A 12,087-nucleotide genomic window follows, 5' to 3' on the forward strand; every position below is an offset into this window, starting at 1 on the left:
CCATCTTAACTAAGATTATCCGTTGATGATCTTAGTTAAGATAGCTATTTGCCCTGCGTGGTAAATTTGATGCTGGATAAAACCATCCACCAATTCGGCATGGGTGGTAACCGGTTCACCGCCGCGCTCGTCGTTAATGGGCTCGTCCCATTGGTCGGCAGGCAGGTTGCGGATCGCTTTTACCAGGTTTACGTTAACCAGTTTCAAGTCCGATACCCAGAGCTTCCAGGTTTCTTCATCGGGAGTTCCGGGCGGGGGCCAATCTCCACTAACCGGGTTACCCGCTGTTTTGCCGTTCAGTCGGTCCAGCACTTCTTCTGTCCAACTGAACATGTGGAGCACAATTTCGGCAATGGTATGCGCAGCTTTAGCCGGTCGTTCAAACGCAGCTTCAAAACTTACATTTTCTATAATCTCATATATCGGTGTACCGTACCAGGGCTCGCCATATAATACGTTGTCCAGTTTTTTCTCTAAAATTTCGGCCGTGGTGCTCATTAGTTTAAAAATTTAAATGCCGCATCGGCACAGTTAATCCCATCTATTGCAGCAGAAATAATGCCACCGGCATAACCTGCCCCCTCACCGCATGGAAATAATCCTGCAACCTGCGGGTGCTGCAAAGTTTCCTTATCGCGCGGCACTTTTACCGGCGATGAGGTGCGCGACTCTACCCCTACCAATATAGCCTCATTTGTATAATAACCTTTCATCTTTTTACCAAACACCGGTAAAGCTTTTTGCAAACGCTGATGGATCCAATCTGGCAATACGTTTACCAGATCAACACTTTTACAACCCGGCAAATAAGAATTTGTTGGCAGATCGCGGGATATACGGCCTTCCACAAAATCAATCATCCGCTGCGCGGGAGCAACTAAATTGCCACCGCCCGCTGTAAAAGCCAGTTTTTCTATATCGTGTTGAAAATTCAACAGTCGGAAAGGATCATCATCCCTTCCCGGTACATCTTCGAGGTTAACCTGCACTACTGTACCTGAGTTGGCAAAAGGATTGTTACGCTTTGATGGGCTCCAACCATTAACCACAATTTCGTTATGATCTGTTGCGCAAGGCGCGATGATGCCGCCCGGACACATACAAAACGAGAAAACCCCGCGGTTATCAACCTGCTCTACCAAACTATAATAAGATGGCGGCAGGTATTCACCCCTATCGGCACAATGATATTGCGCCTGATCTATAATCTGCTGCGGATGTTCTATGCGGACACCCAGTGCAAATGCTTTGGCTTCTATCAATATATTTTGGCGGTGCAACATTTCGAATACATCGCGTGCCGAGTGCCCTGTTGCCAGGATCACCGCTTTTGCTTCGAGCTTTTCGCCTGATGAAAGTTCTACGCCTTCTATTTTACTGAAGTTGACCAACAGGTTTACTACCCTTGCATCAAACCTCACTTCACCACCGGCATTTTCGATGGTTTCGCGCATGGCAGTGATAATTTGCGGCAGTTTGTTGGTACCGATGTGCGGACGGGCATCTACCAAAATATCTTCGGTAGCACCGTGGTCGGTAAATACTTTGAGTACTTCATTTACATCGCCACGTTTAGTTGAGCGGGTGTAGAGCTTGCCGTCCGAATAAGTTCCCGCACCACCTTCACCAAAACAATAGTTGGAGTCGGGGTTAACCAAGCCTTGTTTATTGATATTGGCCAAATCGCGGCGGCGTTGTTTTACATCTTTACCACGCTCCAGCACAATGGGTTTCATCCCCTGCTTTATACATTGCAAAGCGGCGAATAACCCGGCAGGGCCTGCACCTATAATAATAACCGGGCGGGCTTCTTTCACATTGGGGTAATTTACTACCTGGTGCTCCTGTGGTACAGGCTCATTGATATAAGCACGAACCTGCATACGGTAAACCACTTTACGGCCACGCGCATCAATAGAACGCTTTAATATTTTAATGCCGGTAATTTGTTGGGCGGGTGTTTTAAGCGCTGTAGCTGTAATGAGCTTTAGCGCCTCCATATCTTCATGTTGTTCGGGCGAACAAACGATTTCTGTTTCTTTTATCATAATGCTATTGCCGGGTTTTTATCCCGGATGATGCAAAGTTAGCAAAATCAGTTTTATTGCTGCAAAAGTGTTCGGGCATGTACGCTTGGTGTACGGTAACGTACGGTTTTAATTGTCATTTCAAAATAAAGTAATTGATTTTCAAATACTTAACTAAATGGTGTTAAAATTGGCATAGGGTATATATCAAACAAACAATGTCATGATCGCTGAAAATACATTATTACGGATTTGGGAAGGCTGCAAAGTTAACGACCGTAAACAACAAGAATTATTATATAAAGTGTTAGCCCCAAAAATGTTGGCCGTGTGCATGCGCTACACTACCGACCGTGATGAAGCACAGGATGTTTTACAGGAAGGCTTTATCAAAATCTTCAAAAATTTACACAACTACCGTGGCGAAGGCAGCCTTGAAGGATGGATCCGCAGGATAATGGCGCATACTGCTATATCTCGTTACCGCAAATTAAAACCAATGATGCTGAGCGAAGAAATTTCTGAAAACAGCGTGCCTTGCTACGCATCAAACCAAAACAATAAAATGGAAGCGCAGGAACTGATGACCATTATTCAGCAATTGCCGGGCAACTACCGTTCTGTTTTTAACTTATATGCCATTGAAGGATACAGCCACCAGGAAATAGGCACCATGCTGGGTATTACAGAACTATTATCGCGCACTACCCTGCACCGTGCCCGTGGTATTTTGAAAAAGAAAGTTTTACAGTTGGAAGCTTATCAGGCTAATTAATTGTGATGCCTAAATGGACACGAGCTGCACGCTCGCGCCAGCATGGAGGCTATTTTCTAAATTCAATTACTTTATTGGTGTTGTATTTTATCAATGTGTACACCTCTGACCCTTTTCTCTTAATTATAGAGTCACCAATACCTATCTGGTGATCTGTGTTATAACCACTACCAATATGATATGCACTATCTCCGACAGTGACAGTCGGAAATTGCTTAATATTATATTCGATCCGTTCTACTCTCCCAGCGAATTCCAAATTTATATTTTTACGGTCAGCTTCATGATCTTCTTTAATCCCGTAAAATTCAAAAAAGCTGATTGCAACAATAATCAAAATAATAAAGGCGATTGTTTCCTTTTTTTTCAGTTGATAATTTTCTTTCATTGAAATACATCTTTAGATAGAAATGAACAAACTCTGGTATAGTGAAGAAGCAGTGCCCCGTGCCGGCGCAAACGTGCCGCTCATGTCCATTTAAGCAAATAACCCCTTATAAACTATTGCCATAAGGGGTTAAAGATTCTTTATTTTCTAAAATTATTTATGGCTGCTACCCATATAAAACACCAACTCACCACCATTGGTAATATCGCTGTGTTTTATGGTTAAGCCGGTAAGCGGCTGCCCGTTTAAAGTCATCTTTTGGATGTAAACGTTTTTATCGCTTTGGTTTTTTACGCTGATGGTAAATGTTTTGCCATTGTCCAACTTAATAACCGCATTGTTAATAGCCGGGCTACCTATCGAGTATTCATCCGATCCTGGCGCTACAGGGTAAAAACCGATGGTGCTGAAAATATACCAGGCACTCATTTGGCCGGTATCATCATTACCACCCAAGCCATCCGGAGCTGGTCCGTACATTTTTTTCAGGATCATACGGATGCGCTCCTGCGTTTTCCAGGGCTTATCAGTCCAGTTATATAAATAGGCTACGTGGTGGCTTGGTTCGTTACCGTGTACATAATTACCAATAATACCATCGCGGGTAATATCCTCAGTCTCAGCAAAAAACTTATCCGGTAATTGCATGGTGAATAATGAGTCGAGATATCTAACCACACGCTTATTACCACCCAGCAGTTCAATCAATCCTTTTGGATCTTGCGGGGCAAACAGCGTATAGTTCCATGAGTTACCTTCGATAAAACCCTGATTAATGGTTGTCAACGCATCAAAGTTTTTGCGGAAGGTTCCATCTGCCAGTTTAGGGCGCATAAACCCAACTTTCGGGTCGTACACGTTTTTATAGTTTTGCGAGCGTTTAATAAACTCTTCGTAAATATCGTTACGATTCAGTTTTTTAGCCATTTGCGCAATCGCCCAATCATCAAAAGCATATTCTAAGGTTGATGAAACAGATACAGCACTTCTTTCATCCGGGATATAACCCTTGTCCATATACTCGCCAATACCTTCGTAATCGCGGTGACGGGCTGTTGCCACGCAGGCATCCAATGCTTTATTGGCATCAAAATCAACATTGCCTTTTGCCACAGCATCGGCAATTACGGCAACACTATGATAACCGCTCATACACCAGTTCTCGTTGCCCGAGTTCGACCATACCGGCAGCATGTGTTCCGGGCTTTGATCGTAGTGCATTAGCATTGAGTTAATCATATCGGTATTACGCTTCGGCTCAATGATGTTGAACAGCGGGTGCAATGCACGGTAAGTATCCCACAATGAGAAGGTGGTATAATTAGTAAAACCTTTAGCATTATGTACATTCTGATCCATGCCTTTGTAATTACCATCCACATCCATATAAATGGTAGGGTTTATCATGGCGTGGTACATGGCGGTATAAAAATTCTGCTTCTCGGCTACACTCGGCGATTGGATCACAATTTTATGCAGTTCGGTTTCCCATTGCTGCTGGCCGGCTTCTTTAATCTGGTTAAAATCCCATCCCGGTGCTTCGGCTTTCATATTGGCTAAGGCACCGTCCATGCTTACAGGAGATAAGGCTACTTTAATTTTGATCTTCTCCCCTTCTTCAGTCTTGAAATCGAACCAGGTTTTAATTTCACGACCAGCTATCTCCGGGAAGTTTTTGTTCGAATTGAATTTTCCCCAGAAACCACCGTAAACGCTTTTGGCATCGTATTTTTTAAAACCATGGCCAATGAATGCTTTCGAGAACGACATCGCAAAATATAACGTACGGGTGCGTGCCCAGCCATTGGTTTGTCTGTAACCTACAACCGTGCTATCGTTAATCACACGCAGATAAGTCCACACATTTTTGCCGGGGTAATTGTACAGGTTGGCCGTCATATCCACAATAATGTGGGCATCATCGGCTTTGGGGAAAGTATATTGATGAACACCAACACGCGTGGTGGTAGTTAATTCGGCAGTAATATGATGATCGTCCAGTTTAACTTTATAATAATTAGCTTCACTCACTTCATTTTGGTGCGAGAAAGCCGAACGGTAACCGCTCATTGGTTTATCTGCCGTGCCGGGGTTTAATTGCAGTTTACCGGTGGTTGGCATAATTAATATATCGCCCAAATCAGAGTGCCCCGTTCCGCTGAAGTGCGTGTGGCTAAAGCCTACAATGGTTTTATCATCATATTGGTAACCCGCGCAGTATTTATATACATCGGGATTGTATTTACCATTGAGCACATAGCTTGCGGTATCAGTTTCGGGGCTTAACTGCACCATTCCGAACGGAACCGTTGCACCCGGATAGGTATGCCCCATGCGCTGGGTACCGATAATGGGCTTTACATATTGAATGAGGTTTTCGTTTTTAACAGACTGGGCGTTTACGGTTATATTACCCAGCACCAACGCTAATAGAAGCAGCTTTTTTTTCATGCAGATCAGTTATTGGCCAAATATAAAACTTAGCGTTAAGTATTAATGTATGTATATTGCCATTATGTCATTACATTTAAGCAATGTAACAACGGTATATAATTTGTATCTAATCACTAAATTCAACAAAATAAAAATCGATCTAAGATGAAAAGATTATTCACAGCAATATTTGCCTTAGTAGCAGTAATGTCTTTAAGTTCATGCAGTTACAACAGTATTGTTAAAATGGATGAAGATACCAAAGCCAAGTGGGGTACTGTACAAAGCCAGTATCAGCGCCGCGCCGATTTAATCCCTAACCTGGTTGCAACTGTTAAAGGTGTAGCCAATTTTGAGAAAAGCACACTAACAGCAGTGACTGAGGCTCGTGCCAAAGCAACTTCTATACAGGTTGACCCAACTAAGTTAACTCCGGAAACTATCCAGAAATACCAGGCAGCACAAGGCCAGTTAAGTACTGCTTTGGGCCGCTTACTGGTAGCATCAGAAAACTATCCTAACCTGAAAGCTAACGATAACTTTACCGCTTTACAGGCACAGTTAGAAGGTACAGAAAACCGCATTAGCGTTGCCCGTATGGATTTTAACACTTCAGTACAGGCCTACAATAGCGCTATCCGCGAATTTCCGGCTAACTTAACAGCTAAAATGTTTGGCTTTACAACCAAAGGCTACTTCCAGGCAGATGCAGCTTCACAAGCAGCGCCGAAAGTAAGCTTTTAATTAGTGAGGGAGTGAGTTTTGAATTAGTGAGTTATCGAAACGAGATATAACTCACTAATTCAAAAATTAAAACTCATAACTAAACTTACTCACTCATTCACAAATCATAACTCAAAACTAATCTCCATGCCCGTATTTAACGACGACGAACAACAGCAGATACGCAAGGCGATTGAAGCTGCCGAGAAAAACACATCAGGCGAAATAAGGGTGTGTATCGAAAAAAATTGCAGCGATGAAGTGCTCGACCGTGCGGCCAAGTACTTTTATCAGTTGGATATGGAGAAAACAAGGCTGCGCAATGGTGTACTCATTTATCTGGCCACTGTCGACCGTAAGTTTGCCATTATCGGTGATGCGGGTATTAACTCAGTTGTTCCGGCTGATTTTTGGGATGAGACCAAACATGCCATGCTGGAGCAGTTTAAACAAGGCAATATGGTTGAGGGTATCCTAACGGGCTTAAACCGTGCAGGCCTGCAATTGCAAAAATATTTCCCGCATCAGTTAGACGATAAAAACGAACTGCCTGATGATATCGCCTTTATGGATGGCAATTAACCCCTATTATAATGTTTAAGAAAATATTACTGGTTTTTAGCCTGGTATTAACCTGCGGCCTCAGTTGGGCACAGGAATTTCCGCCAAAACCAAACACTTTAGTTACCGATTATACCAATACACTTACCGAAAGTCAAAAGCGCATTCTGGAAATAAAACTTGTCGCCTTTGATGATTCTACGTCTACACAGGTAGCCGTGGTATTAATTAAATCGGTAGGCGACTACGATATCAACGAATACGGCACCATGCTGGGCCGCAAGTGGGGTATCGGCCAACAAGGAAAAAACAATGGCGTACTGGTACTGGTAGCCATTGACGATCATAAAGTTACCATACAAACCGGTTATGGTGCAGAAGGTGCATTGCCCGATGCCATAACAAACCAGATTATCCAGCAGGATATTAAGCCGCACTTTAAACAGGGTGATTACTTTGGCGGTCTCGACGTGGCAACAGATCACATTATCAAATACACCAAAGGCGAATACAAAGCTGACCCTAACCGGAAGAAAAAGGATAAAGATAGTGGTGGGGGCAGTGCCGGTTTTATTATCATTATTGTGGTTGTGATCCTGATCATCGTATTCAAAAACCGGGGCGGCGGTGGTGGCGGTCAAATTATTGGTCGTCGTGGTGGTGCTAATCCATTCTGGTGGTTCCTGGCCGGCAATATGCTGGGCAATAGCGGCCGTGGCGGCAGCGACTGGGGAGGTTTCTCTGGTGGCGGTAGTTCTGGCGGCGGAGGCGGTGGTGGTTTCGGCGGCTTTGGCGGCGGCAGCTTCGGCGGTGGCGGCAGCAGCGGGAGCTGGTAAGCTCAGAGTCAAGAATCGAGAACCAAGAATCGAGACTTAGCTCCTTATCCTCAATAATTAAAACGTTTACAATAAAGAGTCAGAAAATGAGACTCAAATTTACATACTTGTAATTATTAAGAAGGTGCCTGTATTTAACAGGCACCTTTTATTTTTTATTCACACATTTGCTCATACTTACTATATATTTTAATGAGAGACCTTACCTGGAAAAAATTATCATCCACCTACGTACATAAGGGCCCTTGGGCTACCCTTCGTCAGGACAAATGTGAAATGCCTGATGGCCGCATAGTTGAAGATTACTTTGTGCTCGAGTACCCAAACTGGGTAAACGCAGTAGCCATTTCTGAAGATAATAAAGTAATTATGGTTCGCCAGTACCGCCATGCGGGCAATATTGTTTCGCTCGAAATCCCTGGCGGAGTAATTGACGGCGACGAATCACCAGAACATGCCGTTAAACGCGAACTATTGGAAGAGACGGGTTACCAGTTTGATAATGTAGAATTAATGGGCTCCGTATTTGCCAACCCGGCAACTGCCAACAACATTACCTACGCTTTCCTGGCAACCGGCGGCAAAAAGGTAAGCGGACAATCGTTAGATGAACACGAAGAAATTATCATCGAAGAATATACCATTCAAGAAGTAAAACAGCTATTGCTTGATTTTAAAATCCCACAGGCCTTGCATTGTACTGCTTTGTTTCAGGCATTGGTGAGGTTGGGTGAATTGAAGTAATATCCCACAATCTTCTAATTTTGTCATTGCGAGGTACGAAGCAATCTCGTAGCCATACAGATCGAATAAACATTGGCGACGAGATTGCCACGTCGTTCCTCCTCGCAATGACAAAATTGGAGATAAAGCGCAAGGCCTTACCTTTTATAAGGCCTTGCGCTTTATCTCCACAAAACAAAAAAGCCCTGCAAAATTGCAAGGCCTCTCGTTTTTGGGTTTATAATTGATTAGGACATTTTTAGCTTTTTCTGAATATCGGCTACGTAGCCTTTAAATTTCTTGTCGGTATCAATCAGATCTTCTACAGTTTGGCAGGCATAGATTACGGTTGAGTGATCGCGACCGCCGAAGAAATGACCGATAGTTTTAAGCGAACTTTTGGTATGGGCTTTTGCCAGGTACATCGAGATTTGACGGGCCTGTACAATTTCGCGCTTACGGGTCTGTGATTTCAGCATTTCGATAGGTACCTCGAAGTACTCGCAAACCAGGCTCTGGATGTATTCCATCGAGATCTCCTTAGTTGAGTTTTTAACGAAGTTTTTCAGCATTTGCTTAGCCAGAGCCAAATCAATTTCCTTACGGTTAAGGGTTGATTGCGCTAACAAAGATACCATGGCACCTTCCAGCTCACGTACGTTGTTGTCAATGTTGTGGGCTACATACTCGATTACATCATTTGATAGTTCGATACCATCCTGATAGATCTTATTTTTAAGGATAGCCATACGGGTTTCCAGATCAGGGATCTGTAAATCTGCCGAAAGGCCCCATTTGAAACGCGATAACAAACGCTCTTCTAAACCGGCCAGATCTTTAGGCGCTTTATCTGATGTGATAATCAGTTGCTTGCCAGATTGGTGCAGGTGGTTAAAGATATGGAAGAAGAAATCCTGAGTTTTCTCTTTACCGGCAAAATTGTGCACATCATCCATGATCAACACATCAATAGCCTGGTAAAAATTAACGAAATCATTAATGTTGTTATGCTTTAAGGCATCAACAAACTGCTGGGTAAATTTCTCGCACGATACATATAGTACCAGCTTATCTGGCAGTGTACGTTTAATCTCGTTACCTATGGCTTGTGCCAGGTGGGTTTTACCCAAACCAACACCACCGTATATCATTAAAGGGTTAAAAGAAGTACCGCCTGGTTTGGCTGCTACGGCATAACCTGCAGAGCGTGCTAAACGGTTGCAATCTCCTTCAACAAAATTCTCGAAGGTATAATTCTGATTAAGTTGCGGGTCTACGTGCAGCTTTTTAAGCCCCGGTATTACAAACGGATTTTTAATATCCTTATTGATAGAGATGGGGATTGGCATTGACTGATTTTTCGCTTCGGCACCATTACCGTTAGACGGCATATTGGTGGTGTATGGTTTGCTTGATGACGACTGTTCTACAACAATATTGTATTCCAAACGCCCTTCGTCGCCCAATTGTTTTTTAATTGTTTTACGAAGCAGGCCTACATAATGTTCTTCCAGCCATTCGTAAAAGAATAAACTTGGTACCTGTATTGTAAGGACACTCCCATCAACCCTTAAAGCTTTGATCGGCTCGAACCAGGTTTTAAAACTCTGGGCCGGGATATTATCTTTAATGATCTGAAGACAGTTATTCCAAACGTTAGTACAAGTTTTTTCCATAAATATTTTAATAAAACACTGATTAGTAACCTACAACAAAACTCTGTTAGTGCCCGCTACGGAACATCGAATATTCAGAAAAAAATCGGATTAAAAAATTAAATTTTAAATTTTTCTAACATTAAATTTATGTTATAATAATGTCAAAAAATGGCCTAAAGACCTCAAAAACAAACATTTCTAAGAATCCTCAATTTTCTCCTTAATTCTATGTTTCACGATTTTCGTCTTAAGAAAAATATACAACCAGACGAATAACTAACAAATGTTAACAACTTTGAGTAGCAACTTTTGCTCCAATTTTAGTTGTTTTTACACACAAAATTACAAGTGTCTGTAATGGCGGTAAATACATTTTTGGCCAACTGATGCAGGGGTAAAAGCATCTGAAATAACCGACCTATCTAATACTCACCAAACACAGTCCGCAGCACATCTGCTATCTCGCCCAGGGTGGCATAAGCTTCAACCGCTCTTAATATATAAGGCATTAAATTCTCATTTCCTGCGGCCGCTGCCTTGAGCTGATCCAACAAAAGATCAACCTCCCTTTGAACGCGTTTGGCTTTTAAATGTTTTAACTTTTTTATCTGTTTTTCACGAATTGAATCATCAACCCTAAACACATCAGCAAGCGGCGCGGCTTCTTCTGTAAACCGGTTAACACCTACCAAAATTCGATCACCATTTTCTATTTCGGCCTGGTACTGATAGGCTGCCGCTGCAATTTCCTGCTGCATATAATCCTGCTCAATGGCTTTAACAGAACCGCCCATCGCATCAATCTTATCGATGTAGATCTGCGCGGCGGCTTCCATCTCATCAGTAAGTGCTTCTATAAAGTATGAACCTGCCAGAGGATCAACCGTATCGGCAACGCCGCTTTCAAAAGCAATGATCTGTTGGGTACGTAAAGCAATTTTAGCAGCCTGTTCTGTAGGTAGCGACAAGGCTTCGTCATAACCATTGGTATGGAGCGATTGCGTACCGCCCAGTACTGCAGCCATAGCCTGGTTGCTTACCCGTACTATATTATTTAACGGTTGCTGGGCTGTTAATGTAGAGCCACCAGTCTGACTATGAAACCTCAGCTTCTGGGCCGATGGATCTGTTGCGCCCAGTTCTTTGGTAATATTTGCCCACATCCTTCGTGCAGCCCTAAACTTGGCTATCTCCTCAAAAAAGTTATTGTGGCAATTAAAGAAAAAGGAGAGTCGCTTGGCAAATACATTAATATCTAAACCTTTGCTTTGGGCGGCTTGCAAATAAGCCTTACCATTAGCGAGTGTAAAGGCTAGTTCTTGCACTGCTGTCGAGCCTGCTTCGCGGATGTGGTAGCCGGATATCGAGATGGTGTTCCATTTAGGCACCTCCGTACTGCAATAAGCAAATACATCGGTAATTAAACGCATGGATGGTGCAGGCGGGTATATATAGGTACCGCGTGCAGCGTACTCCTTTAATATATCGTTTTGGATGGTGCCCGAGATCTGTTTCAGATCCGCCCCCTGCTTTTTCGCCAGGGCAATATACATAGCCAGCAGTATAGAGGCTGTGGCGTTAATGGTCATGGAAGTGGTAATGTCTTGCAGCGTAATGCCATCAAACAAAATCTCCATATCTTCTAACGAATCGATAGCTACGCCTACTTTACCTACTTCACCTTCGGACAGTTCGTGGTCAGAGTCGTAACCGATTTGAGTGGGCAGATCAAACGCTACTGATAAACCGTTTGTGCCTTGCTTTAATAAGTAATGATAACGCTTGTTCGATTCCTCGGCGGTAGAGAAACCTGCGTACTGGCGCATGGTCCACAGCTTGCCGCGGTACATATCGGCTTGGATGCCGCGCGTGTATGGAAATTCTCCGGGCGCTTCGCTCCCCTCACCTTTATATATAGGCTTAATTTCTATACCCGATGAGGTGAACTTTTTATCAGCCATAA

Annotated in this window: 11 protein-coding genes; 5 read left to right on the plus strand and 6 right to left on the minus strand. The window is 43.2% G+C overall.

Features of this window, described 5'->3' with window-relative positions; all coding sequences use genetic code 11:
- Positions 1 to 15: 15 nt before the first annotated feature.
- Positions 16 to 498, minus strand: a complete 483-nt coding sequence (locus PQO05_RS23300; protein ID WP_273629849.1) for a DinB family protein — start codon at positions 496 to 498, stop codon at positions 16 to 18.
- Positions 498 to 2,048, minus strand: coding sequence for an NAD(P)/FAD-dependent oxidoreductase (locus tag PQO05_RS23305; protein ID WP_273629850.1), 1,551 nt, complete (start codon positions 2,046 to 2,048; stop codon positions 498 to 500). The genes PQO05_RS23300 and PQO05_RS23305 overlap by 1 nt, the downstream gene beginning before the upstream one ends.
- Before the next feature lie 202 nt (positions 2,049 to 2,250).
- Here PQO05_RS23305 and PQO05_RS23310 point away from each other — a divergent pair, with 202 nt between their 5' ends.
- The gene (locus tag PQO05_RS23310) at positions 2,251 to 2,802 is read left to right on the plus strand and encodes an RNA polymerase sigma factor (RefSeq protein WP_273629851.1); all 552 of its coding nucleotides are present in this window, start codon (positions 2,251 to 2,253) and stop codon (positions 2,800 to 2,802) included.
- Between the two features lie 49 nt (positions 2,803 to 2,851).
- Here PQO05_RS23310 and PQO05_RS23315 read toward each other — a convergent pair whose 3' ends face one another.
- Both PQO05_RS23315 and PQO05_RS23320 read right to left on the minus strand, forming a co-directional pair.
- Positions 2,852 to 3,190 (minus strand): hypothetical protein, encoded by a 339-nt coding sequence (locus PQO05_RS23315; RefSeq protein ID WP_273629852.1) that lies wholly within the window; start codon positions 3,188 to 3,190, stop codon positions 2,852 to 2,854.
- A gap of 153 nt (positions 3,191 to 3,343) precedes the next feature.
- Positions 3,344 to 5,641: a GH92 family glycosyl hydrolase gene (locus PQO05_RS23320; RefSeq protein WP_273629853.1), complete on the minus strand. Its 2,298-nt coding sequence runs from the start codon at positions 5,639 to 5,641 to the stop codon at positions 3,344 to 3,346.
- 147 nt (positions 5,642 to 5,788) lie between these two features.
- On the opposite strand from PQO05_RS23320, the gene PQO05_RS23325 reads away from it, so the two are divergent.
- The 4 genes from PQO05_RS23325 (at position 5,789) to PQO05_RS23340 (ending at position 8,487) form a co-directional block, all read left to right on the plus strand.
- Positions 5,789 to 6,367 (plus strand): LemA family protein, encoded by a 579-nt coding sequence (locus tag PQO05_RS23325; protein ID WP_273629854.1) that lies wholly within the window; start codon positions 5,789 to 5,791, stop codon positions 6,365 to 6,367.
- Positions 6,368 to 6,493: 126 nt separating this feature from the next.
- On the plus strand, positions 6,494 to 6,928 hold the full coding sequence (locus PQO05_RS23330) for a TPM domain-containing protein (protein ID WP_273629855.1): 435 nt from the start codon (positions 6,494 to 6,496) through the stop codon (positions 6,926 to 6,928).
- 11 nt (positions 6,929 to 6,939) lie between these two features.
- Entirely contained in the window at positions 6,940 to 7,743 is an 804-nt protein-coding gene (locus PQO05_RS23335; protein WP_273629856.1) for a TPM domain-containing protein, read from the plus strand.
- Positions 7,744 to 7,935: 192 nt separating this feature from the next.
- Positions 7,936 to 8,487 (plus strand): NUDIX hydrolase, encoded by a 552-nt coding sequence (locus PQO05_RS23340; protein ID WP_273629857.1) that lies wholly within the window; start codon positions 7,936 to 7,938, stop codon positions 8,485 to 8,487.
- 227 nt (positions 8,488 to 8,714) lie between these two features.
- On the opposite strand, the gene dnaA is transcribed toward PQO05_RS23340, so the two are convergent.
- Positions 8,715 to 10,142: a chromosomal replication initiator protein DnaA gene (gene dnaA / locus PQO05_RS23345; RefSeq protein WP_273629858.1), complete on the minus strand. Its 1,428-nt coding sequence runs from the start codon at positions 10,140 to 10,142 to the stop codon at positions 8,715 to 8,717.
- A 404-nt stretch (positions 10,143 to 10,546) separates the two neighbouring features.
- Complete coding sequence (locus tag PQO05_RS23350; RefSeq protein ID WP_273629859.1) at positions 10,547 to 12,085, minus strand: acyl-CoA mutase large subunit family protein; 1,539 nt, start codon at positions 12,083 to 12,085, stop codon at positions 10,547 to 10,549.
- Positions 12,086 to 12,087: the final 2 nt, after the last annotated feature.

The sequence above is a fragment of the Mucilaginibacter jinjuensis genome (genome assembly GCF_028596025.1).
Lineage (GTDB): Bacteria > Bacteroidota > Bacteroidia > Sphingobacteriales > Sphingobacteriaceae > Mucilaginibacter > Mucilaginibacter jinjuensis.